Below are 24,276 nucleotides of genomic sequence, written 5' to 3' on the forward strand. Positions count from 1 at the left end.
TACCTCCAAAATTTAATTTTAACTTAATGGAAAAATCGTGACATATCTCCTTGTCTGAGCGACGAACGATTGAATCTTCCAGAATGTTGTAATTCGTGTCGGAGCAAATTTCGCAACTGATCGTCTGTTAACTCCTGCTTGGCTTTTTCGGCCTGTTGCTGAATCACATTGGACTGTTGATCTTTTATGAAGATAAGCTGTTTAATTCCAGCCATATTCACACCTTGATCAATGAGATCCTTAATTTCTAATAGTCTATCAATATCGTTTAAACTAAAGAGTCTTCTATTCCCATCAGTTCTAGCTGGAGAAATCAATTGGTGCTCTTCGTAATATCGAATTTGTCTGGCAGTTAGTTCAGTCAGCTGCATAACAGTTCCAATTGGGAATAAAGGCATCGAGCGGCGTATTTCTTTTCCACTCATTCAATTTCTCCTCTCCTCTTACTGATTTATATTGTTATTATATTTCGTGTAAGAAAAGATGTCAATCTTATGTAAGGTTTTCTAACATGGTTTTTTCAAAAAGAAAGAATAACTACGTTAGTTATTCTTTACTTCCATTACTATTTCAATTCAAATTAGATTTTTTTGTATTAAAGAGTCTACAGCAATACAAACGGCCATTTTGACATGTGCATAGGTTAGCCCGCCTTGAACATAAGCTACATAAGGAGGTCTTATTGGTCCGTCTGCTGTCAACTCGATACTTGCACCTTGGATGAATGTTCCCGCAGCCATGATCACATCATCCTCATATCCTGGCATGTACGCTGGATAGGCTGTTACATGAGAATTAATCGGCGAAGCAAATTGAATAGCCTGACAAAAAGCTATCATTTTATCTTTATCATCAAATTGAACCGATTGAATTAAATCCGTACGGTAAGAATCCCATTTAGGAGAAGAATTCATCCCTAATTTTTCTAGAAATGCTGCTGTAAAAACAGCTCCTTTTAAGGCTTGACCAACAACATGCGGTGCTAAAAAGAAACCTTGATACATTTCTTGAAGGCTGTAAATGGAAGCACCAGCCTCAGCACCGATGCCTGGCGAAGTCATTCGGTAAGAACAGGCTTCAACATATTGTTTCTTCCCTACAATATACCCACCAGTCTTCACAATTCCTCCGCCAGGATTTTTAATTAATGAACCTGCCATCAAATCGGCTCCCACGTGACACGGTTCCAATTCCTCAACGAATTCTCCGTAGCAATTATCTACAAAAACCACGACATCTTCTTTTATTTCCTTTACAAACGAAATCATCTCTTTGATTTCAGCAATCGTAAAGGAAGGACGGGTTGCATAGCCCTTTGAGCGTTGGATGCCGATCATTTTGGTATTACTTTTGATTTTGTCAGCAACCTGATTCCAGTCAATCGATCCCTTATCCGACAGCTCCACACTATCATAGGAAATTCCAAACTCCTTTAACGACCCCACTCCATTGCCGCGAATTCCAACAATCTCCTCAAGCGTGTCATACGGTTTGCCTGTTATATAAAGAAGTTCATCGCCAGGGCGAAGGATACCAAACAAAGAGATTGATATTGCATGCGTCCCTGAGATAATTTGCGGACGAACTAGACCTGCTTCTGCACCAAATACATCTGCATAAATAAGTTCTAATGTATCTCTGCCGATATCATCATAGCCATAACCCGTTGAAGGAATAAAGTGAGAATCGCTGACTCGGTGCTCTTGATAACTTTTCAAAACTCGAAATTGATTGCTTTCAATTCTTTCATCTATCTCTTTATGTACGTCACCAATTTGTTGTTCTACACCACGTACAATTTGTTGAAGCTTTTCCCCATTTTTTAACTGTTGAAACATACTGTTACTCCATTCTCGTTTTGTATTTCAGTAATTGTCCGGAAATTTGATGATCTGGCAATGCAAATCCTCTGCATTGATAAAGCTCATTTTCTTCATCAAAAACCAGTTCTCTTACAATTGTCTCATTCTTTAATTGTGCAATCAGCTTCCCTTCTGTTGAAGGAATCCTGACTTGATACTGATCCATCATTTCAATCATTACTTTTTCAATTTTTCTTTTTAATTCATTGCGGTCCTCTTTGTCGAAGGCACTTACGAAAATAAGAGGATGGTTCGTTGTTGGTACAAAATCAGGATGTTTAATATCTCTCTTATTATAAACCGTTATCTGAGGGATGTCCTTCACTTCTAAGTCCTCAAGCAGCTTATTTACTGTTTTTTCATGCTGAAAGTAGTCCGCATTTGACATATCAACGACATGTAAAAGCAGATCTGCTTCTTTTACTTCTTCCAGAGTCGAACGAAATGCTGCAATAAGTGCAGTTGGAAGGTCTTGAATGAAACCTACAGTATCGGTAACTAAGGTTTGAAAACCACTCGGTAATACCAACTTTCTTGTCATCGGATCCAAGGTAGCAAATAATTGATTCTCCTCATAGGAATCCGCTTCGGATAGACGATTAAAAAGAGTTGATTTACCTGCGTTCGTATAGCCGACAATCGCAATTTGGAATGTTTTGTTTTTCTTCCTTCTTTCACGGTAACGATCCCGATGTTGAACAATGACCGCCAATTGATTCTTAATTTCATCAATTCTACGTCGGATATGACGACGGTCCGATTCTAATTTTGATTCCCCAGGTCCTCTCGTCCCAATACCAGCTCCCAATCGAGATAACGCGGTCCCTTGACCAGCAAGACGCGGCAATAAGTATTGAAGCTGGGCCAATTCAACCTGGAGCTTACCCTCTTTAGACCTTGCTCTTTGAGCAAAGATATCTAATATTAACTGCGTCCGGTCAATAATACGGGCATCTAATTCAGAAGCAAGATTTCGTTTTTGGCTTGGTGATAATTCATCATTAAAAATGACTATATCCGCTTCTACCTCTTCTACAAGCGCTTTTAGTTCTTCAACTTTACCTTTTCCTATGTATAGCGCTGAGTGGACGCGCTCTCGTTTTTGAACCACAGTCATTAGAACTTCACCTTTAGCTGTTTCTGTTAAGGATGCAAGTTCTTCCATCGAATACTGGAATCGACTATCGTCTTCTGTTTGCGTTTGGCAGCCAACTAAGATTGCTTTTTCTAAGCTTACTTCTTGTTCCATACCAACACCTGCTTTCATAAATTTCCTTACACTATCATACCAAAAAAGTGGTCAACACCATAATTTCATCATTTTTTAGAATTAATAGGAGAAAATACGCTCGGAGGGAGTAATAAACTCCCATAGTGAATTATACTCACGCATAGCGAAAATTACTCACGCATAACAAATAATACTCACATTGAAAAATCGGCGGTATCCATATCCGCCGATTTTTTTATTGATCTTCTTCAAAAATTAAATCGTTACTTCTTAATGTCATTAATTCATGTTTGTCAAAGCTATTTTGTAGCAGCAGCCTCATGGCCTGGGCACGTATTGATTTTTCAATAATATTTCGAACATACCGTCCATTTGAAAAGCTATTCGGACTCAAGACAGCCTTGACCCAAATTAAATGGTCTTTCAGCTTTTTTTCCGCCTCATGACTTAAACTATATTCTCTTTCATCGAGCATTCGGCCGGCAATCTCCATTAATTGATCAATCGTATAATTAGGAAAATCAATGACTAATGGAAAACGGGAGTGCAGCCCTGGATTCAAAGTTAGGAAATATTCCATTTCACGTGAATACCCCGCAAGAATAAGTATAAATTCATGCTGTTTATCCTCCATATGCTTTACAAGTGTATCAATCGCCTCTTTCCCAAAATCCTTTTCTCCGCCGCGCCCTAATGAGTAGGCCTCATCAATAAACAAAATTCCACCCTGTGCTTTTTTGATTAAATCACGCGTTTTCTGTGCGGTATGGCCAATATATTCCCCAACAAGGTCGGCCCGTTCCGCTTCAATTAAGTGGCCCTTAGAAAGGACATTCATCTTTAAGAACAGCTTGCCAATCAATCTAGCTACCGTTGTTTTCCCTGTCCCAGGGTTGCCCTTAAACATCATATGAAGCGCTTGCTTTCTCGCCTTCATCCCCACTTCTTCCCGTTTCTTATTCACAAAAATCCACGCATAAATTTCTTTTATCATTCGTTTCATTTCTTCCATACCCACTAATGCCCCGAGCTCGTCTTCTATTTCCTTTAATGCCGCGTGCTCCGGGGGAATTTCCTTTGGAACAACTTGAGGAATTGGAAGCTCTTTCGAAAGCGTCTTCCTCTTATGCGAGTTAAGCGAAACAGTTATCTGTCCATTACTTTTCATGCGAATCGGTTGATCCAAAGCCTTCACCTCTCATTCTGCAAACATTATACGTTAAGCAGCTTTATTCGCTACTGAGAAATAATTTACCATTCTGACAAATAGCGAGAGGAAATCGCAAATTCAATTACTTGTTGCTTTTCACGCGTTTTCCATAACAATACTCCTTCATTTATGTGTATTCATTTAATAATCATTTCATTATTAAAAATAAAAAAGAGTCCATGGATGATGGACTCAGGGTAGTTATAAGATTATTGGGCATCCAGGTCAAGCTGAACATTTCTTTGCGGTGCAAAGGTTGAAATGGCATGCTTGTAAACCAATTGTTGCTTTCCTTCTGATTCGAAAAGTACTGTGAAATTATCAAAGCCTTTGATTTGGCCTCGTAATTGGAACCCGTTTAATAAGAATACCGTTACATGGGTATTATCCTTACGACACTGGTTTAAAAATTGGTCCTGAATGTTGATGGTGGTTTTCATTTGTATATCCTCCTCTTTTATCTCTACTAATATGTATTCGATTTTACTTGTAGCTTTCCTTCAATGTAATGAGAAATTTCGGTTATTTTTTTTGACAAATTTGAGACATCGGTTACATCAAACCACTCAACGTCCATTTTGTTCCGAAACCAGGTTAATTGTCTTTTTGCATATCGGCGAGAATTTTGTTTTAAATTTTCTACCGCGTTTTGAAAGCTAACCTTCCCATCAAGAAAATCATAAATTTCTTTGTAGCCTATTGCTTGAATCGATTGGCAATCACGAATATTTCGCTTATGTAAATCGCTCACTTCTTCGATAAGCCCTTCTGACATCATCATCTCAACACGGATGTTAATCCGTTCGTATAGCTTTTCCCTCTCCATCGTTAAACCAATTAAAGCTGTATCGTAAAGAAGGTCGGGCTGTTGAGCATTTTGATATTCACTCATAATCTTACCAGTACAGTGAAAAATTTCAAGTGCTCGAATCACCCTTCTCACATTATTGTGATGAATTTGGCTTGCACTCTCAGGGTCCACCTTTTTTAATTCATCGTGCAGCGCTTCATTTCCAATTTCTTTTGCCCTATCTTCAAGGTGCAGGCGAAATACTTCATCTGCAGGTGCCTCAGAAAACTGATAATCATAGATGACGGCCTGAATATAAAGCCCAGTCCCGCCAACAATGATTGGAAGTTTTCCTTTCGAGGTGATTTCAGATATTTTGGCCCGAACAAGTTGTTGAAATTCAGCTACTGAAAAACCTTCATCCGGCTCCTTAATATCAATCAAATGATGGGGAATTCCTTCCATTTCTTCATTTTTTATTTTGGCAGTCCCGATATCCATTCCACGATAAATCTGCATAGAATCACCGCTAATAATTTCGCCATTATACCGTTTAGCCAGCTCAATGCTTAACTTTGTTTTTCCAACGGCTGTTGGACCAATAATGACTAATAATTTCTGTTTTGAATCCACTAATTTCACACTGCCCTTTTTTCATTTTTACGTGATGGCAGGAACCAATTCACATTTACATCCTATCATATATTTTTAAAGCAGTTGAACATCAACTAAGTATAATCAAAAAATATCTTTTCTATGCATTTCTTGGATATAGAATTTATTATCCATTTATTATCCAAAATCATTACATTCCGATAACGTTTCATTTACAAACCGCCTTTTCCCCCAAGTTCATGGTAGGCTTAATCGTAGCATATTTTGTATGAAATTAGGGAAATGTGGTGAAAGTTATGTTTTCAAACTTTGAAATTGGAATTGATTTGGGGACTGCAAATATATTAGTTTATAGTAAAAATAAAGGGATCGCAGTAAATGAACCTTCCGTGGTGGCCATTGACACCGATACAAAAAAGGTTGTGGCTTTTGGAACGGAAGCAAAAGAAATGATAGGAAAAACTCCTGAAAAAATTATTGCGATCCGTCCCTTGAAAGATGGGGTCATAGCCGATTATGACCTTACAACTGAGCTTCTGAAGCATATTATGCATAAGGCTTCAAAATCTGTCGGCTTTGCCGTTCGTAAGCCAAATGTTGTCATCTGTACACCTTCTGGTTCAACAAGCGTTGAAAGACGAGCGATTCATGACGCTGTGAGAAATGCCGGCGCAAAAAAAATCCAATTAATTGAAGAACCAGTTGCCGCTGCTATTGGCGCCGGAATGCCTGTGGACGAGCCGGTAGCCAATGTGGTGGTCGATATTGGCGGCGGTAATACAGAGGTAGCGATTATATCTTTCGGTGGTGTTGTTTCCTGCCATTCTATTAAAATTGGCGGTGATCGCCTTGATGAAGAAATTATTCAGCATGTCCGTAAAGAATATAATGTTTTGATTGGTGAAAGAACAGCAGAGAAGGTCAAAATCGAAATTGGTTATGCGTTGGTGGATCACGAAGAGCTTACCATGGAAGTTCGAGGTCGTGATCTTGTGACAGGTTTGCCAAAAACTGTTACATTATCATCCTATGAAATTCGCAATGCTTTGAAAGAATCATTATCCCATATATTAGAAGCAATTCGTGCAACCCTTGAGGACTGCCCTGCAGAATTAAGTGGTGATATCGTCGATCGGGGTGTGATTCTAACAGGTGGCGGTGCCTTAATGAAGGGAATGGAAGAATGGTTGAGTAACGAGATCTTTGTTCCAGTTCAACTTGCTGAGGAGCCTTTAGAATCCGTAGCAATTGGAACAGGAAAAGCCCTTAAATACATGCATAAACTGCCAGCTACAGTGAAATAAGTTCTAAAGAGCAATTAAAGACAAGGTAAAGAGTTCTAATTATATATAAAATAAACTGGCTCAGTCCACTTTACTGAGCCAGTTGCTCATTTAACTCATGATTATAATTCTTTATTTATGTCGTTTATAATGGATTATTAACGTTTAACTTTATATCACCTATCGTTTCGATATGGACCTTTTCTTCCTTAAGAGTTTCTATAACTTGTTTTAGTTCTTCATATTGGTTCTTATATATTTCTACATCCTCAAGGAGAGTTGGATGTAAGGTAACCTCAATACGATCTTCCCTTAAAGGAATACGAATCGTTTCAATATTTTCATCCGTATTTCCTTCTGAATTAAGTATCTTTTTCTCAATGATTAACTCCTCACGGCGAACAGGAACGATAATTTGCTTCTCTTCCGTATAATTTTTCTTATAAACCTTAACGTTAGCTGTTTCAATCCTCTTTTTACTTACCTGCAACTCTTCCTTATGTAATTTGATTGTTACATCATCAATGTGGTTATTTGTCTTTTTAGGATGCTCAGGCACCTTAATCCTCCTCCACGGAAAAAGATTGAAAACACCTTTTCATTAAGAAGGATGAAAAGGTGTTTTTATTTTTTAGCTGTTATTTATATCTTCAAAACCCGTTGTATCGGAAACAAAGTCTACACTTCCAGTTGTATTCACATTAGCCGTTTCATGTTTAAGAGTTTCCTGAACTTGCTGTGTTTCCTCAACTTGGCGTTTGGAAGCAGAGACTTCCTCCGTTGTTACCGTGTATTTGTTTACCTGAACTTGCTCCTGACTGACAGGAATATGAATGGTCTCCTCAGCACTTATCGATGCATTACTACGTTCGTTCACTGGCGTTCTCTTTATTACAACTTCCTCATGCATAACAGGAACTTCTACGTTTTTTTGTTCTTCGACAACCTCTTTTGAAAGGACAACTTCACCAGCATCGACTTTATTTTTGGTAATGTCTAGCTCTTCCTTATGAAGTTCTAAGGAACCATTAGTTTGAGTATCTTGGGTACTTGAGGTAGTGCTATTTCCTTGAGATCCTGAATTATTTTTGCTATCTTGATTATTATTATTTTGTGAATTGTCATCATCACCAAACAAATTAAAAATGTTACCCATAAGAATTCCTCCCCGCAAATTGATTTAAAGTAATGCCTTTATATAATCTACTTAAAAGGTATTTTTATTCTTTATGTATTAATAAACCTTTTCCAACCATATTTGTTAAAAAACTGAAAATATCGTCCAACAAACTCACTGGTGCAATTCATTTTTGATTACACTTTTACGGAACTAAAATGCCTACCAAATTTTTTATTAAGACTGGCCAAAGTTCCCTAAAAATTGCAATATTCAATAAAAAAATGACTATCGTTTTAAATGCATTTTGATAGTCATTTCCTTTATTTTATTATGTTTGGAATATATAACTAAACCTGTTTAGTAATAGGGATACTCTATTTAATCCTATCTCCTCTAAATTTCACTTTGTCGTTTCCTCATATTGTTGAAATAAAGGAAAATCGGAAGTGGAATGACGATAAATCCTAGGCTTTTAATAATTTGGTTTTTTGCATTTTCTCTTGCACGATTCTTTTCATCTTTTACCATTTGATCATATCTTTGACGAATCTCATCATCAGATAATTTTTGACTTTCTTGCGGTGGAACTTTTCCGTCATGGTAAACTTGCTTAAAATCTTCAAAATTTTGATAATAGCCTGGCGGACTTACTAAATCTGCTGCAGCCATAAAGATTGAAATCCCCCCGCCAATTACCATCATTAGCGTTGCAAACAAGACTAAATACGTATACAAATGACGAATCACTACTTCATCCCCCTTCTCTTTGTTTTTCGCAGCGTAAACGACCACAAAAATTATAATGACGATCGGTAAAAACATACTTAAGAGCCCAAAAGACACCACAGCCTCACCTCCTGAAAATCTCCCTTATAGTGTAATTTTACACGATAATTCGATCGGATATAAGCCCTCTAAGAACATTTATACAAAAAAAGAATGTTCTCTTTTTAAAAGAAAACATTCTACATCACGCGTTTAAACATTTTTTCCATCTCGTAAGACGAATAATGGACAATTATCGGCCTGCCATGTGGACAGGTGAACGGATCTGAAGCTTTTCTTAGGTCGTCTAGTAACGTCTGAATTTCATCATTACGCAAATGACGATTCGCTTTAATGGAAGCCTTACAACTCATCATAATCGCTGCTTCTTCACGAAGTTTTTTAATATCGACTTTTTTCATCGCAAGAAGCTGTTCAATCATTTCTTCAATGAGCTGTTTCTCCTCGCCTTTTGGAAACCATTGTGGATGGGAGCGAACGATATAGCTGTTCATTCCAAATTCCTCAAGGAAAACACCGACCTTTTCCAATTCCAAACGGTTTTCATTTATTTTTAGATATTCATCCGTAGAATAATCCAGTGTAATTGGAACGAGTAATTCCTGAAGCTCAGCATGAACCTGCCCCACCTTTTCACGGAAATACTCGTATTTTAGTCGTTCCTGGGCAGCGTGCTGGTCAATAATGTATAAACCATTTTCATTTTGTGCAAAGATATACGTTCCATGCATTTGCCCAATTGGATATAGTCGAGGTATTCTGCTTTCAATTTTGTCATCCTCCAGCGTTCTCGCTGTTTCATCCTCTTGCTCTGTTGGTTCAGTTTCAGGTTCTTCGAATTTCCATTCTCGACCTTGGTTCTCCACTTCTACTTTTGACTGATAATTAGGTTCGAAATTTACCTTCAAAGGCTCCGCCTTTTCTTGTATAGTCGTGCTAGAAAAGGATGGCCGCTCCCATTCCATTTCTTTTCTAACCGGTATATCATTGGTTCTTTCATCAAGAACCAATGTAGTCTGTTCCGATTTAGCTACCTCGCGTTTTTCCTGGGTATAAGCTGATGGAATCAATATCTTTGATTTAAACGCATTTTTGATGATATCTGTAACCAATTCATATAGTTCTACTTCTTTACTGATACGAACCTCCATTTTTGATGGGTGTACATTGACATCCACCAATAATGGGTCCATGTCGATATTGAGGAGAACAATTGGAAATCTTCCTATAGGAAGTAACGTATGGTATCCTTCCTGGATTGCTTTTGCTAAGGCATAATTTTTAATGAAACGGCCATTAATCATCGTAGAAATATAGTTTCTTGACGCTCTCGTTACCTCAGGCATCGAGGCATAGCCGCTAATTTTGTAATCCAACGATTCCCCTGAAATCGGTACAAGCTGTTTAGCAATTGCCATTCCATAGATGGAAGCCAGCACTTGGCGGACATCACCATTTCCATTCGTTTGCAACAGCTTACGCTCGTTATGAATGAGTCGGATGGCTACCTCTGGATGAGAAAGCGCCAACCGGTTTACAACATCGGTAATATTTCCGAGCTCTGTATGGATGGTTTTCATATACTTCAAACGTGCAGGGGTGTTATAAAACAGATCACTAATGGTTATATCCGTTCCGCGTCTGCTTGAAGCTTTCTCAAAAACTTCAACCTTGCCGCCTTCAATCACCACTCGATTTCCTGCACCTTCACCTGTTGATGTCTTCATCTCCAGCCTCGAAACAGAAGCAATACTTGGAAGAGCTTCACCCCGAAATCCAAGTGTGCGAATCCGGAATAAGTCATTTTCATTCTTAATTTTACTCGTCGCATGACGATGGAAAGCGAGTAAGACGTCTTCCTCCTCAATTCCATTTCCATTATCGGTGATCCGAATTTTCGCCAGCCCGGCCTCTTCCACTTCAATTTCAATTACTGTACTGCCAGCGTCAATCGCATTCTCGACCAATTCTTTTACAACCGAAGCAGGACGTTCTACTACTTCCCCTGCGGCAATTTTATTGGATAGCATATCATCTAATTGGATAATCTTACCCATTTGTGTCACCTCCTAGCTTTTTAACTTTTTCTGAAGCTCGTACAAAAGATTAATCGCTTGAAGCGGTGTGATATCAAGTAGATCAATTTCCTTCATCTTATCTAAAACTCTTTTTTCTTTAGAGGAAAATTCTTGTTTTTTCCGCTCTTTCGGCTCATCGAAGAAAGAGAGCTGTGCCGGCTGCTCATTAATTTTCTTTTCTTCCTGTTTAACAGAAGATGTTTGTGTCTCAGGTTTTTCAAGAGAAGATAAGATTTCATTGGCACGATTGATTAATTCCTTCGGCAGCTCTGCTAATTGAGCAACGTGGATTCCGTAACTCTTATCCGTCGGACCTTCTTTGATTTTATGAAGAAATACAAGTTTTCCATTATGTTCAATCGCACTAACATGAATGTTCTTTAACTTATCAAGTTCTCCGTCCAGGACAGTCAATTCATGATAATGAGTGGAAAACAGTGTCTTGGCACCTATATGTTTATGAATATATTCAATAATCGCCTGTGCTAAAGCCATCCCGTCGTATGTTGACGTTCCGCGGCCAATTTCATCAAATAAAATCAAGCTGTTTTGCGTGGCGTTGGCCAAGGCATTCCTTGCTTCAAGCATTTCAACCATGAACGTACTCTGACCAGAAATCAAGTCGTCAGCTGCCCCAATTCTTGTAAACACTTGGTCAAAAATAGGCAGCACCGCTTCATCTGCAGGTACATAACAGCCAATTTGGGCTAAAATAGCTGTTAACGCAATTTGGCGCATATACGTACTTTTACCGCTCATATTCGGACCAGTTATCAGAAGAACCTCTCGCTCACTATCCATAAAGCAGTCGTTTGGTACGTATTCCTGTGCATTGAGCACTTTTTCAACCACCGGGTGTCTGCCTTCTTTCAAGACAACTTTGCGTTCAGTTGAAAACTTCGGTTTTACATACCGACGCTCTTCACTCACCTGGGCGAAGCATTGGAGAACGTCTAACTCACTAACCGCTTTAGCTGCTGCCTGCAAGCGTGGTATATGTTCTTTTACAATCTCACGGATTTCGGTAAATAGTTGATATTCTAATTCACCGCAGTTTTCTTCCGCCTGTAAAATTAATGCTTCCTTCTCTTTTAATTCGGGTGTAATAAAGCGCTCAGCATTTGATAATGTCTGTTTTCGCTCATACTGTCCTTCTGTTAAAAGATGAAGGTTCGCTCTTGTTACTTCAATAAAGTAACCAAATACTCGATTATAGCCTACTTTCAAGGATTTAATCCCTGTCTTTTCCCTCTCCTCGCGTTCAAGCTGGGCAATCCAGGTCTTGCCGTTGCGGCTCGCATCTCGGTATTGATCCAACTGGGCATTATACCCGTCACGAATGATATTCCCTTCTTTTATAGAAATGGGCGGATTTTCAACAATGGCTTGCTCTAATAAATCGGTAATTTCCTCACACGGATCCAGAGAGTCGGCAATTTTATTGACTTCTTCATGTCCCATCTCCTGGAGAATTTGTTGTAAAAAAGGAATTTGCTTTAAGGAGCTTTTTAATTGGACTAAATCACGGGCATTCACATTTCCAAAGGCAACACGCCCTGCAAGCCGCTCCAAATCATACACTTCGGTTAACTTTTCCCGAAGCTCCTGGCGTTCGAAATACTTGTTCATTAAAACTTCTACAATGGTTTGACGATGCTCAATTTGCTCACGGGAAAGCAATGGTCGATCAATCCATGTTTTCAGCATTCTGCCGCCCATCGCGGTAATCGTTTCATCTAATAGCCACAGCAACGAACCTTTCTTCCCTTTTGAACGAATCGTCTCCGTCAACTCAAGGTTTCGTTTGGAATAGTAATCAATTTTCATATACTGATGTATTTGATAAGTAGTTACTGGCTGAAGGTGGTCAAGACTGCGCTTTTGGGAGCGATACAAATAGTTAAAAAGTCTTGCAGTACTTTGTTTTAATTTATCTTGATTAAGATTTTCCAAGAGATGTGAAAAATTCATTTCTATTGAACTATTATCTTCAAATGAAATCGCCAGTACGTCACGCTCGCGCAGTTTCTTCTGTAATTCACCATCAAACTCACTTGCCACAACAACCTCTTTTGAGCTTAGTACCGCAATCTCATTTAACACATCATCAAAATTAGAGGAAAGCTGTGTAACCTTACTCTCACCAGTAGAAATATCCGTATAGACAAATCCAAAGGTATGGTCATCGAAATAAGAAATTGAAGCGATATAATTATTTTCCTTATCTGTTAACGATTTACCTTCCATGACGGTACCAGGGGTGATTAGTTGGACAACTTCCCTTCTAACCATGCCCTTTGTTTGTTTTGCATCTTCCATTTGTTCACATATTGCTACCTTGTAGCCTTTTGAAATCAACTGTTCAATATAATTAGGGGCAGAATGATAAGGAACCCCGCACATTGGTATTCGATCCTCACTACCGCCTTCGCGGCTCGTTAAGGTTATCTCTAATTCCTGAGATGCTTTAATAGCATCATCAAAAAACATTTCATAAAAATCGCCTAAGCGAAAAAATAAAAAGGCATCTTGATAGTCTGCCTTCACGGTTAAGTATTGCTGTATCATCGGCGTATAACCAGCCATAATGACCTCCATATGTTTAATCATTTCGAGTATCTTCGACAAACTATTATACCATAAATCAGGTAAACTTAGATTAGGTAGAAATTTCTTTTATCAAATAATGGTCGTTGATGATACATGCCTGCATATAATTTATAGTATTAAATAGAAATGGGTGGTCCATTGTGGGATGGTTTGGAGGTAATTACGAGGAATATGATTTTGAAATGTTTTCTTTCAGCCATTTTGTGATTATCGCCATCCTAGTTATCGTCTCAATAGTTATTTATAAATTTAGAGAGAAACTCAAAATTTATAAATGGAGACGGGCAGAGATTGGACTAGCACTTTCATTGATCTTGTTAGAGTCCTGTTATCATATTTGGATGTATGTAAACGGCGATTGGGATGTTAGCCATGCAATTCCATTAGAATTATGCAGCATCAGCTTAATTTTAACCGTCCTCTTATTGTTAACGCGCAAGAAGATTATATATGAAATCTTATTATTTACGGCTTTATTGGGGGCGTCACAAGCATTAATTACCCCATTATTAAATTTTGACTTCCCGCATTTTCGCTATTTCCATTTCTTCTATACTCATCTGATGATGATATGGGTTGTCCTTTATTTTACTTGGGTTCATGCTTATCGACCAACAATTTGGTCAGTCTTAAAACTTTTTATCTTCTTAAACGTTTTAATGCCGATTATTATGCTTATCAATAAGGCATTTGATGGAAATTATATGTTTTTGAGTTATAAACCCAAAAGTCCCAGCCTGCTAGACCTATTAGGTCCCTATCCCTGGTACATCCTTTCAATGGAGTTTTTATTGATCACTTTGAGTCTAATCGTGTGGTTAATTTTTAGAAATAAGAGGCACAAAAGTTAAATTTTATTGACCTTTTACCTTTAACTAATTATAATAAATAACGTTCCCTATAAAAGTGTCCCGATAGCTCAGCAGGATAGAGCAACAGTTTCCTAAACTGTAGGTCGGAGGTTCGAATCCTCTTCGGGACGTACAAAAGCCTTGATTTTTCAAGGCTTTTTCCATTTTTATTAAAAATAATTAGAGCAAGCGCTAGACAATAGCCTCCTCCTGCTGCAAATCCATGGACAGCGGAAATGACTAATTTATCCGTCCTTACCCCACAGCCATCAAGTAAAGATAAATTACTGGATTAATTTTGTATTTTAATAGCTTCCTTCCATAGGAATTAAATTATGATAGAGTGATCTCCTTGTGAATCAAATCTTAAAAGCCCCCTTTATTATGCCGGATGTTTGAACCCCTTCGGGACGTCAAAAAGCCTGATTTTTTTCAAGGCTTCTTTTGTTTGTATGAAAATCAAATGGCTCTTGCCGAAAAATTATTGAAGACCTAGTGGTTTATCTCCTTTTTGAAAGGATACAGATCAATAAACGACTGAGGATGCTTTTCTCTGTACTTTTTTGGTGTACATAATTTTATCTTTACAAAGTTGCGATTGAATGACCGTACGCTTTCATATCCACAAAGGAAAGCTATTTCTGTCATATTTTTTTCTGTATGGGTTAAAAGATAGCAAGCATAGTTTACTCTGGTTTCGTTTAAAAAATCCACAAAAGACATGCTAATATGAGTATTAAAATATTTCGATAAATAATTATAACTATAACCTAATGTACCAGCGATACTTCTTAAAGAAATAGATTCTGTAAAATGGTCATGTATATAGGTTAACAACTTATGGAGCAACTCTGGATCCTGTTTTTCACCTTTCATTAAACTCGTTTGATTCATTAGCTCTGACAATATTAAATAGAGACAGGCTTTTTGTTCTAGCAGATTTGAGTTATCTTTGAAAAGTTTCCTAGAAATTAGTGTATTAGCTTCCACAGATAGGGTGAAAACTGGATGTTCAAGTGAGCTATTTTCTATCATCTTTTGAAATGTTGGAACATAATCTGGCGAAAAAATACAAATTTTTGCTTGAGAATGGGATTTCGTAATAAACGAGTGAATTTCATACGGCAAAATAAGTAAAAATTGTCCAGTATTCACATGGTAACTTTTCTGACTAATAATGACTTCCATTTCCCCATCAACAAGGAATAATAATTCAAAACCACGATGGAGATGACTTGGAAAGTTTAAGTCCAATGTATGATAGTTTGATATGTAATCAAAATGGTGTGCCTCATATATTAACATCCTAAGAACATCCCCAGTAGAGAGTAAATTTTGTCTAGGATTATATAAGTTTTTACTTGTTGTGTCAAACCTATAAATGATAGATTTATTGATATTAGAGTTATCTTGATGACATAAAAAAAAGGAGATACGATATGGAAAAACTTAGAATTGGAATGGTCGGCTATAAATTTATGGGTAAAGCACACAGTCATGCATACCGGGATCTTCCACTCTTTTTCCCGAACACTGTTCATCCTGAGATGAAGGTTATTTGCGGCCGTGACCTAAACGGTGTGACTGTTGCAGCCAAGCAATTTGGCTGGGAGGAATATACAACGGACTGGAAAAGCCTGTTAGTAAGAAATGACATCGATTTAATCGATATTAATGCACCTAGTGATGTACATAAAGAAATTACCATTGCTGCTGCTCAAGCTGGCATACATGTTTTTTGCGAAAAACCGTTAGCGCTTACATTAAAGGACTCTAGGGAAATGCTTGAGGTTGTTGAGACTGCTGGGGTCAAACATATGGTTGGATTTAACTATCGCTTCGCCCCTGCTGTTATGCTTGCTAAAAAGCTAATTGACGAAGGAAGGTTAGGCGATATCTATCATTTCCGTGCCTGGTTTTTACAGGATTGGCTCGTGGATCCAAACTTCCCGCTAGCCTGGAGACTTCAGAAAGAAATTGCAGGTTCAGGCTCACACGGAGACCTCGGGGCTCATTTAATTGATCTATCGCACTATCTAATCGGCGATATTACCGAGGTAATTGGTATGAACGAAACGTTTATTAAAGAACGGCCAATTCCTTCTCAAATGACGGGCTTAACAGCAAAAGGCAGTAATAGTAATGAAAAAGGCGAAGTGACAGTCGATGACGCTACCCTATTTTTAGCTCGGTTTGCCAACGGAGCGTTAGGTAGCTTTGAAGCCACTCGCTTTGCTGCTGGACACCGCTGTACGAATTCATTTGAAATCAATGGCAGTAAGGGCAGTGTGATCTTTGATTTTGAGCGGATGAATGAACTCCAAGTTTATTTCGTTGATGACAGGGACGATGTCCAAGGCTTCCGCCGCGTCTTAGCAACAGACCCTGCGCACGCATATGCCGAAAACTGGTGGCCGCCAGGACATACGATTGGTTATGAACATACGTTTATTCATGAAATGGTCGAACTTATGGAGTCTTTCCGGGAAAATCGACAGCCTATTCCAAACTTCCGTGATGGCGTAAAGTGCCAGGAAGTCTTAGAAGCGGTGGATTTATCAATTGAAAAACGCAAATGGATCCGTATTTCTGAAGTATAAAAAAAGGAGTGCTTTTACCATGAAAAAAAGTGCATTGATTGTTTGGGGCGGATGGGATGGCCATCAGCCCGATCAGGTAGCTGAAATCTTTAAAGGGATCCTGGAGGAAGAAAACTTCGAAGTAGAGGTTTCCAATTCGCTCGATTCCTATACCGACAAGGAAAAACTAAAGCAATTGGATTTAATCGTTCCCCACTGGACGATGGGTGAGATTGAAAAAAAATATGTCCTTAATATCTCCGAAGCAGTCGCTGCAGGTGTTGGTTTAGCTGGATGCCATGGTGGAATGTGTGATTCTTTTCGAAATAATGTAGACTGGCAATTTATGACCGGGGGGAATTGGGTCGCCCACCCTGGAAATGATGGGATAGAATACATGGTCAATATCAAGCATTCTTCTAGCCCATTATTAGAGGGTATCTCTGATTTTAAAGTAGTGAGTGAACAGTACTACCTTCATTACGATCCGGCAGTTGAAGTGTTAGCTTCCACTCGATTCCCGGTTTTTCACGGACCGCACGCGCTTAATAAAGCAGTGGATATGCCTGTTGTTTGGACAAAACGATGGGGCTTTGGGAATGTGTTTTATAGTTCATTAGGACATCAAGCGAATATTGTCGCTATGCCTGAAGTTTCGCTAATCATGCGACGCGGATTTTTGTGGGCAGCTGAAGGAAAGAAACGGGCCAAAGAATGTGACGTTGCTTCTATTTATGGAAATGTACGAACCTATACTGGCATGGGAGATAGCCAATAAGGAAAGCGGAAAGAAAGCTAAGCCCGTAAAAATAAACTGGAGGTTCCTATGAAGAAACTAAAAATTGGTATTATTGGTTGTGGAAATATTAGTTCTATTTATATGGAAAATTGTCAGAAGTTCCCTCACCTCGAGCTGATTGCCTGTGCGGACTTAGATATACAGCGAGCACACTTACAAGCTGAAAAGTTCGCTGTCCCTAGGGCTTGTTCGGTAGAAGAGCTACTGTCTGACCCAGCGATAGAACTCGTCATAAATCTAACCATTCCTAAAGCACATGCCCCAGTATGTATCCAGGCACTTGAAGCAGGAAAGCATGTCTATACAGAAAAACCACTTGCTGTAACACGCGAGGAAGGAAGACAAATTTTAGAAACCGCTAAGAAGAAAAAACTTCTAGTCGGAAGTGCACCAGACACCTTCTTAGGTGCTGGTATTCAAACTGCTATTAATCTAATCGAACAAGGTGAAATTGGAGTTCCGATTGGTGTATCTGCCTTCATGATTTGCCGCGGGCACGAACATTGGCATCCAGACCCTGCCTTTTATTATGATACTGGCGGCGGGCCAATGTTTGATATGGGACCTTATTACTTAACAGCCTTAGTGTCTCTTTTAGGACCGATCAAACGAATTTCTGGTTCCACTCGAATCAGCTATCAGGAGAGAACAGTGCTTAGCACACCGAAAGCAGGTGCAAAAATTAAGGTATCAACCCCTACACATATCACAGGTGTGATCGATTTTGCTTCGGGTGTAATTGGAAGTATTACCACAAGCTTCGATGCCTTTGGCGGCACATCGCTGCCTCCTATTGAAATTTATGGCAGTGAAGGAACTTTACTTGTCCCTGATCCCAATACATTCGGCGGATCTGTAAAAATAAGGAGACGAGACGAAACAGAATTTAAAGAGGTTCCTCTTGCATATGGATATTCCCAAAACTATAGAGGGTTAGGTGTTGCCGATATGGCAAGAGCCATCCTCGAAGGCGGGAAATATCGAGCAAATAGCGAATTAGCGTATCACGTGTTAGAAGCAATGCATGGCTTCCATGATTCCTCAGATAGCGGTAAACATTATATAATGGAAAGTACATGTGAGCGTCCTGAATCTGTGTCTTTAGAATTACTTGCTTAAGGAATTTCGATTCTTATTGTAAGATATAATACTTCCAATACGATATAGAAAAATATTAGGGCTCCTTATTTTTGGAAAGCCCTTTTTATAATTAATTTGCATATAAATATTATATTTTAATAGCATTACTCTTTCACGTGGCCTTATTGTCTCAAGACGAAGAATTGGCCGAAATACGAAAGAACAGGGTCTAATATCTAGATACACTGTGGGATTACAGCGCTGGACCGAACAAGGATGCTTTACTAATCTACCGAGCAATGGCCTCAATCAAGGTTGATCTTAACAAGGTACAGATATTTCATACAGACAGAGGGATTGAGTATAAAATCAAGCTGATAAACGTAGCATTTGTATTTATGGAATACACCGTTATACACATAAAGATAAACCTTAGGTGTAGAACCCTAAGGTTTTACCTAGATCTATTTATTTAGCAAAAGCAAAAACGATTACTGCTATCACTCGATACAACCAATTGATTTCTACCATTCGATTTTGCCTTGTATAAAGCTTGGTCTGTTTTTTCAATAAATTGTTCAACTTTTTCTGATTTGTATTCGGTTAGTCCTAAACTAATTGTGATAGGTATTTGTTGTTTATTGTAAATAAACTTGGACTCTTCCACAGCCTCACGGACACGTTCTGCAATTTCACTACCTTCTTCTAAACTCGTTTCTTGCAGAAGAATCGCAAATTCCTCTCCTCCCATTCTAATAACCACGTCTGCCTCTCTAACGTTACTTTTAATAACGTCTGTAATATGCTTAAGTGCATAATCACCACATAGGTGACCATAAGTGTCATTAACTCTTTTGAAATGGTCTATATCAAACATGACTAGAATCAAAGACTTACTCATCCTTTTACTTAATGGGATTGCTTGTTCAATATAAAAATCAAAATACCTTCGGTTGTATACTCCTGTTAATGGATCCGTAATAGTCATTTCTTCAACTTTCCGTACCAACTTTTCAGTTTTTATTCGTAAGTATCCGACTGTTAAAAGGATCGACCAATTAACTATTATGCCTAGAACAAGGGTTATTACATCTAGAGCAAATTGAGTGAAGCCCTCTTGATTGAACTCAATTGTTAGTTCAAATAGGCTGTAAAAGATTGCTGTTCCGATTACTACACTCCAATTCGGGTACTTAAAGATAATAATGATACTTGGAATTAAAGTTATTGACCATATAAAAGGATCGTGGCTCCCATAGTCATCTGCAATGGTATCGATAATAATTGGTAAAACAGTCCCAACCAAAATAATTATCCAATTTATATATTTGTATTTCATAGGCTTCTTCTCCTTTAGTATCCATTACACTAACGTATCTTAATTGTAATTACAGTCCGGGACATTTGTATAGTACCAATCATTCTCAATTTACAATACATAATAACCTAGGAACAATAGGAATAGATTCCTATTGTTCCTAACTTATATTTAAAAATTTGAAAAATAAGCTATTCTGTAATAAATCTTCAACTTTTCTGAAGGTTTTTTCTTGTGTAACAGCATTCATACCAACTAAATATTCATAGAGACTATGATTATCCTGTTTAAAAATTGATTTGGGGGCTTTTCTTCCAATTTACTGCATAGAATGGAGACAAGCGTATGTGATCTCTCAATGAAAATAGTGAACCTGGAGGGAATAACCGAATGCATTTTATTGAAGATGTTAAAGAAGTGAAATTCAGTTTTTTGGAAAAGCCGCCGGCGTCGTCTATGACACATGCATTTGTTTATGTGAATCAACACAACGAATACTATGCAATTAAAAATGGAGAGCGTTTGTCACGTAGTGAACTGAGGATTGGTAAATATAAAAAGGTTTATACAATCAATATGCAACAGCACACTATCACCTACAAGGAGGAAGTCCCATCGGCAACACGAGGAAGAAGGTTTTCTGTCAATTTATCTATCGATATTGCCGTTGAACATCCCGAACGGTTAGTTCAACAAAACGCAGGAGAAATTAACACCATTTTTAACAATAACCTCCCCTTCTGGGTGGAGTCGGAAGCAAGATTTTATCCTATCGATGAGGATATGAGCTTTGCCCGGCACATTGAAGAGTTTTTTCAAACGTCGAAATTGTCCAAGGTGTTGAGAGAAGCTGGTATTGTCGTTCGAAATGTTCGTGTGTTGATCCGGCAAGGGATTCGCGACCAACGTCATGATGAGGAGATTGCCGATTTAGACCGGAACGCCGAACTATCTGCTTATCAAGAGGCACTGGACTTGGAGGAAGCCCGTCGGATATCAGCATCAATTAAAGAAGCACTGCAAGCAGGTGATTTTATCACTGCTGGGAAACTTGGAGAAAAGAATGAAATGGCAAAGCGGTTAGTCGAATCGGAATTTAGCCAAAATCAAGCCTTCAAATCTGAGGTAAACAAACAACTTTTTATCTTGATCAACGATCACTCTATTGACTCGTTTGAGGCAGAACAAAGATTGGCCAAGCTAAAAAAGCTATTCCCCTATCTCCCAGTCAACCTGGAAAACAGCAATGAAAAAAAACAGATATCTGGTCCACGGAGAGAACTTTCATCCTATTTTAATAAAGGAGACTAGTTATCGTGGAATCAATTTTAAATCAGATGTTTAGCTTCTGGTCACTTCTTTCTGTCCTGCCGGAATGGATGGGTATATTTTTGGCTCTTTTTGTGCTCCTGCAGCTCGCAAGGCTGATTTTGTTGTACTTTGTTCCTCCCTTCTTAAACTTGATATGCCGTTTGTTGAAAAAAATGCTTCAGCTTCTTTCTTACCCAATCATGGTACTTCTTTGCACGATGCAAAGAAGGCGGAGAGAAGCAGGAAAAGCTGACATACCTGTCTGGATTGATATCATCGAAGGAATGTTTGCCCTGTGGGAAAGATTTTTCAACAAAATGATTCAGCTTTTCATGAAACGGAAAAGGAGTAATAAAAGGATTAAAAGATGGACCTTCCATGCTGCCACAGCTATAGTGATCTTGCTTACTGCTGCCATCATGAACAATCCAAATGAGTGGTATACACAAAAATGGAAGATAGCTGAATTATGGTTAAGCAAAGATCAGATTCACATACAAGCATCTCAGATTTCACAGGATCAAAAAGAATTCATTTTAAATAAGAATTATGAAGATGGCGGAAATATCCGTGAAGCACCCGCACTAACTGCTCCCCATCTATACACGATTACAAATGGAGAAATCATGCACTTTTTGAATCAAGAACAAGTAGATTCCAAAGGGATCAAGTGGCTAAAAGTTCAAACACCAAACGGAATTGAAGGCTGGATTTCATCCTTAATTGTGGAGGAAAAATAATAAGTAGAGGGTATATTGCCCCTCTACTTATTTAACCCTCTTCCTAATTGGTATTAATTCATATAACGGTATTCTCTCAGACTATTCAAGATAGAGATTTCCTGTAATAATTTCTCTCCAACATTCGTTTCTCTAACCTTTTTTCTCTTTAACTCTTCATCTACCACTCTTTTTATTGATAAAACGTCTGTTCCGTTACGTAAAACATCTTCTTTTGAATTAAAATGCTTATGGGCGACCAGTTGCATACCGAAGGAATTATATAGTAAGGTATATCCTGCTATTCCTGTTGTGGATTGATAAGCTTTGGAGAAACCTCCATCGATCACGATCATCTTACCATTTGCTTTAATTGGATCTTCTCCCTCAATTTCTTTAACTGGTGTATGCCCATTGATAATATGACCCTGGTCAGGATTCAGATCAAATTCTGTTAGGATTTTGCAGCAAATCTCTTCATTTTCACGTAAATAGTAGTATGGGTTCTTTCTCTCTTTATGAGTTGCCTTGTCCTTTATAAAGTACCTCTCAAAAGTAGTCATTTCTCTTTTTCCAAAGAGTGATGAATATTCTCCTGTCCATAAATACCAGACCATGTCCGTCGCAAGATCATCTGACACTTCAGGGTGTGCAAAAGCATGCCGTAAATACCGTTCAAAAACATCGAGTAATTCACGTCCTGAAAAGGTATTATTTTCAATAACCATTTTTTCCATATTCCCGTCTTCATCTAAAGGAATACAACCATGAATTAATAGATTCCCGTTATATTTTAAATAAAGACTCCCTTTCTTCAAAAGAAAATTCATATGTCTGGCCAGCTTTTCTGAATGCTGCACTGAAAATAATAATCTTTCCATAACCTGCTTTTCTTCTTCTAATAATTGATCAGGCTGCTCTGGATTTACCGTTGCAAAACAAGTATTTTCTAGAGGGTAGGTTTTCCCATAAATCGTTATCTCGTTCTTATCATAATCAATTTTCTCCAGTAAAAGCCTTTCTGACATATTAAAATACGGGCGTCTCTTTATTATAGGCATTTCGAGTTTGAACTGGATCATCGCTATGGCTTGGTGAATTTTTGTTATTTGTAATATTTCATGATCAGGCTGCTTCTTATCTGAATGTACCTTAGGTCTGAAGGCCGGATTGTCCTGATAGTATTTTTCTGCAAGATTCAGGAGTGGCCTAAGATTGATTCCATATACATCTTCAATAATATCCAAATTGTCATATCTTGCACAGATACGAATGATATTAGCAAGACAAACCATTGAACCAGCAAAAGCACCTATCCATAGTACATCATGGTTTCCCCACTGAATATCAACGGAATGATAATTAATTAGAGTATCCATGATTTTATCAGGTTCGGGCCCACGATCATAAATGTCCCCCACTACATGAAGATGATCGACAACCAGTCTCTGAGTTGTATACGCAAGCCCTGTTATGAGTTTATCAGCCTGGCCTAAAGAGATAATCTGCTCGACAATTTCTTTATAATACTGCTCCTTATTTTCTGATTGATTGGTTTTGTATAATAGCTCTTCTATAACAAACACAAACTGACTCGGCAATGCTTTTCGTAGTTTCGAACGTGTATATTTGGAGGAAGCATGAGAAATTAGCCTTATCATCCGCTCAATGATTACGATATACCATTGGTTTAATTCTTGTTCATTGCCAAAATGACTTTTTATTAATTTTAATTTTTCTTCAGGATAATACACTAATGTCGCAAAATCATTTATTTCTTTTTCAAATAAAACATCTTGAAACAAGTCTCGAATTCTCTTTTTTACATTCCCTGAACCATTTCTTAGCACATGTTGAAATGCTTGATACTCGCCATGCAAATCACTGACAAAATGTTCTGTCCCCTTTGGTAGATTAAGAATGGCTTCCAGTTTGATAATTTCAGTTACCACTTTTTCTTCACTATCATATTTTTGGAGGAGTAAATCTAGATATTTTGAATTCAATACTATGTATCCCCTTTCAAAATTCACC

At 38.1% G+C, this 24,276-nt stretch carries 21 protein-coding genes, 1 tRNA gene and 1 pseudogene; 9 read left to right on the forward strand and 14 right to left on the reverse strand.

The genetic code is table 11. The features are described 5' to 3' along the window. Window positions 1-23 precede the first annotated feature (23 nt). The 6 genes from V7108_RS04180 to miaA all read right to left on the reverse strand — a co-directional run bounded on the left by V7108_RS04180 (window position 24) and on the right by miaA (window position 5,726). Window positions 24-425, reverse strand: a complete 402-nt coding sequence (locus V7108_RS04180; RefSeq protein ID WP_335567423.1) for a MerR family transcriptional regulator — start codon at window positions 423-425, stop codon at window positions 24-26. A 150-nt stretch (window positions 426-575) separates the two neighbouring features. Further along, the gene (locus tag V7108_RS04185) at window positions 576-1,838 is read right to left on the reverse strand and encodes an aminotransferase class I/II-fold pyridoxal phosphate-dependent enzyme (protein WP_335567424.1); all 1,263 of its coding nucleotides are present in this window, start codon (window positions 1,836-1,838) and stop codon (window positions 576-578) included. A gap of 4 nt (window positions 1,839-1,842) precedes the next feature. Further along, window positions 1,843-3,111 carry a GTPase HflX gene (hflX, locus tag V7108_RS04190; protein ID WP_335567425.1) on the reverse strand — a complete coding sequence of 423 codons (1,269 nt, stop codon included), beginning with the start codon at window positions 3,109-3,111 and terminating at the stop codon, window positions 1,843-1,845. A 217-nt stretch (window positions 3,112-3,328) separates the two neighbouring features. Further along, the gene (gene spoVK / locus V7108_RS04195) at window positions 3,329-4,279 is read right to left on the reverse strand and encodes a stage V sporulation protein K (protein WP_335514131.1); all 951 of its coding nucleotides are present in this window, start codon (window positions 4,277-4,279) and stop codon (window positions 3,329-3,331) included. Window positions 4,280-4,512: 233 nt separating this feature from the next. Next, entirely contained in the window at window positions 4,513-4,743 is a 231-nt protein-coding gene (hfq, locus tag V7108_RS04200; RefSeq protein WP_034672853.1) for an RNA chaperone Hfq, read from the reverse strand. Between the two features lie 26 nt (window positions 4,744-4,769). Continuing rightward, the gene (gene miaA, locus V7108_RS04205) at window positions 4,770-5,726 is read right to left on the reverse strand and encodes a tRNA (adenosine(37)-N6)-dimethylallyltransferase MiaA (protein ID WP_335514133.1); all 957 of its coding nucleotides are present in this window, start codon (window positions 5,724-5,726) and stop codon (window positions 4,770-4,772) included. Between the two features lie 278 nt (window positions 5,727-6,004). On the opposite strand from miaA, the gene mreBH reads away from it, so the two are divergent. Beyond that, window positions 6,005-7,012, forward strand: a complete 1,008-nt coding sequence (gene mreBH / locus V7108_RS04210; RefSeq protein ID WP_335514136.1) for a rod-share determining protein MreBH — start codon at window positions 6,005-6,007, stop codon at window positions 7,010-7,012. A gap of 124 nt (window positions 7,013-7,136) precedes the next feature. Here the strand turns inward: mreBH and V7108_RS04215 are convergent, their stop codons facing one another. From V7108_RS04215 to mutS, 5 genes are all read right to left on the reverse strand, one after another. Next, window positions 7,137-7,550, reverse strand: a complete 414-nt coding sequence (locus V7108_RS04215) for a YsnF/AvaK domain-containing protein (RefSeq protein ID WP_335567426.1) — start codon at window positions 7,548-7,550, stop codon at window positions 7,137-7,139. A gap of 72 nt (window positions 7,551-7,622) precedes the next feature. After that, window positions 7,623-8,147 carry a YsnF/AvaK domain-containing protein gene (locus V7108_RS04220; RefSeq protein ID WP_335514141.1) on the reverse strand — a complete coding sequence of 175 codons (525 nt, stop codon included), beginning with the start codon at window positions 8,145-8,147 and terminating at the stop codon, window positions 7,623-7,625. A gap of 357 nt (window positions 8,148-8,504) precedes the next feature. After that, on the reverse strand, window positions 8,505-8,957 hold the full coding sequence (locus V7108_RS04225) for a hypothetical protein (RefSeq protein WP_335514144.1): 453 nt from the start codon (window positions 8,955-8,957) through the stop codon (window positions 8,505-8,507). A 119-nt stretch (window positions 8,958-9,076) separates the two neighbouring features. Beyond that, window positions 9,077-10,954, reverse strand: a complete 1,878-nt coding sequence (mutL, locus tag V7108_RS04230) for a DNA mismatch repair endonuclease MutL (protein ID WP_335514147.1) — start codon at window positions 10,952-10,954, stop codon at window positions 9,077-9,079. A 12-nt stretch (window positions 10,955-10,966) separates the two neighbouring features. Then, a complete protein-coding gene (gene mutS / locus V7108_RS04235; RefSeq protein WP_335514163.1) occupies window positions 10,967-13,561 on the reverse strand; it encodes a DNA mismatch repair protein MutS in 2,595 nt (864 codons plus the stop codon). Window positions 13,562-13,725: 164 nt separating this feature from the next. Between mutS and V7108_RS04240 the strand changes: the two genes are divergently transcribed. Next, window positions 13,726-14,436: a YwaF family protein gene (locus V7108_RS04240; RefSeq protein WP_335514149.1), complete on the forward strand. Its 711-nt coding sequence runs from the start codon at window positions 13,726-13,728 to the stop codon at window positions 14,434-14,436. Window positions 14,437-14,493: 57 nt separating this feature from the next. Beyond that, a tRNA-Arg gene (locus V7108_RS04245) sits at window positions 14,494-14,567 on the forward strand. Window positions 14,568-14,928: 361 nt separating this feature from the next. On the opposite strand, the gene V7108_RS04250 is transcribed toward V7108_RS04245, so the two are convergent. Beyond that, window positions 14,929-15,741 carry a helix-turn-helix domain-containing protein gene (locus V7108_RS04250; protein ID WP_335514152.1) on the reverse strand — a complete coding sequence of 271 codons (813 nt, stop codon included), beginning with the start codon at window positions 15,739-15,741 and terminating at the stop codon, window positions 14,929-14,931. Window positions 15,742-15,875: 134 nt separating this feature from the next. Here V7108_RS04250 and V7108_RS04255 point away from each other — a divergent pair, with 134 nt between their 5' ends. The 4 genes and pseudogenes from V7108_RS04255 to V7108_RS26855 all read left to right on the forward strand — a co-directional run. Continuing rightward, a complete protein-coding gene (locus V7108_RS04255; RefSeq protein ID WP_335514156.1) occupies window positions 15,876-17,036 on the forward strand; it encodes a Gfo/Idh/MocA family protein in 1,161 nt (386 codons plus the stop codon). Window positions 17,037-17,055: 19 nt separating this feature from the next. Next, entirely contained in the window at window positions 17,056-17,793 is a 738-nt protein-coding gene (locus tag V7108_RS04260) for a ThuA domain-containing protein (RefSeq protein WP_335514157.1), read from the forward strand. A 48-nt stretch (window positions 17,794-17,841) separates the two neighbouring features. Then, window positions 17,842-18,933 carry a Gfo/Idh/MocA family protein gene (locus V7108_RS04265; RefSeq protein ID WP_335567427.1) on the forward strand — a complete coding sequence of 364 codons (1,092 nt, stop codon included), beginning with the start codon at window positions 17,842-17,844 and terminating at the stop codon, window positions 18,931-18,933. A gap of 136 nt (window positions 18,934-19,069) precedes the next feature. Next, a pseudogene (locus V7108_RS26855) lies at window positions 19,070-19,283 on the forward strand (hypothetical protein); the annotation flags it as partial. 83 nt (window positions 19,284-19,366) lie between these two features. Here V7108_RS26855 and V7108_RS04270 read toward each other — a convergent pair. Next, complete coding sequence (locus tag V7108_RS04270) at window positions 19,367-20,233, reverse strand: GGDEF domain-containing protein (protein ID WP_335567428.1); 867 nt, start codon at window positions 20,231-20,233, stop codon at window positions 19,367-19,369. A 369-nt stretch (window positions 20,234-20,602) separates the two neighbouring features. Between V7108_RS04270 and V7108_RS04275 the strand changes: the two genes are divergently transcribed. Both V7108_RS04275 and V7108_RS04280 read left to right on the forward strand, forming a co-directional pair. Beyond that, entirely contained in the window at window positions 20,603-21,523 is a 921-nt protein-coding gene (locus V7108_RS04275; RefSeq protein WP_335516354.1) for a hypothetical protein, read from the forward strand. 5 nt (window positions 21,524-21,528) lie between these two features. Continuing rightward, entirely contained in the window at window positions 21,529-22,263 is a 735-nt protein-coding gene (locus V7108_RS04280; RefSeq protein WP_335516357.1) for an SH3 domain-containing protein, read from the forward strand. Window positions 22,264-22,316: 53 nt separating this feature from the next. On the opposite strand, the gene fbp is transcribed toward V7108_RS04280, so the two are convergent. Further along, a complete protein-coding gene (gene fbp / locus V7108_RS04285; RefSeq protein WP_335516360.1) occupies window positions 22,317-24,248 on the reverse strand; it encodes a fructose-1,6-bisphosphatase in 1,932 nt (643 codons plus the stop codon). Between the last annotated feature and the right edge of the window lie 28 nt (window positions 24,249-24,276).

The organism is Neobacillus vireti, assembly GCF_036962345.1.
Classification (GTDB): Bacteria; Bacillota; Bacilli; order Bacillales; family Cytobacillaceae; genus Neobacillus; species Neobacillus vireti_A.

Coding starts and splice junctions, on each gene's coding strand:
- V7108_RS04180 (WP_335567423.1), bottom strand. CDS start 425: ATGAGTGGAAAAGAAATACGCCGCTCGATGCCTTTATTCCCAATTGGA.
- V7108_RS04185 (WP_335567424.1), bottom strand. CDS start 1,838: ATGTTTCAACAGTTAAAAAATGGGGAAAAGCTTCAACAAATTGTACGT.
- hflX (WP_335567425.1), bottom strand. CDS start 3,111: ATGGAACAAGAAGTAAGCTTAGAAAAAGCAATCTTAGTTGGCTGCCAA.
- hfq (WP_034672853.1), bottom strand. CDS start 4,743: ATGAAAACCACCATCAACATTCAGGACCAATTTTTAAACCAGTGTCGT.
- mreBH (WP_335514136.1), top strand. CDS start 6,005: ATGTTTTCAAACTTTGAAATTGGAATTGATTTGGGGACTGCAAATATA.
- V7108_RS04220 (WP_335514141.1), bottom strand. CDS start 8,147: ATGGGTAACATTTTTAATTTGTTTGGTGATGATGACAATTCACAAAAT.
- mutL (WP_335514147.1), bottom strand. CDS start 10,954: ATGGGTAAGATTATCCAATTAGATGATATGCTATCCAATAAAATTGCC.
- mutS (WP_335514163.1), bottom strand. CDS start 13,561: ATGGCTGGTTATACGCCGATGATACAGCAATACTTAACCGTGAAGGCA.
- V7108_RS04250 (WP_335514152.1), bottom strand. CDS start 15,741: ATGTTAATATATGAGGCACACCATTTTGATTACATATCAAACTATCAT.
- V7108_RS04255 (WP_335514156.1), top strand. CDS start 15,876: ATGGAAAAACTTAGAATTGGAATGGTCGGCTATAAATTTATGGGTAAA.
- V7108_RS04260 (WP_335514157.1), top strand. CDS start 17,056: ATGAAAAAAAGTGCATTGATTGTTTGGGGCGGATGGGATGGCCATCAG.
- V7108_RS04265 (WP_335567427.1), top strand. CDS start 17,842: ATGAAGAAACTAAAAATTGGTATTATTGGTTGTGGAAATATTAGTTCT.
- V7108_RS04270 (WP_335567428.1), bottom strand. CDS start 20,233: ATGAAATACAAATATATAAATTGGATAATTATTTTGGTTGGGACTGTT.
- V7108_RS04275 (WP_335516354.1), top strand. CDS start 20,603: ATGCATTTTATTGAAGATGTTAAAGAAGTGAAATTCAGTTTTTTGGAA.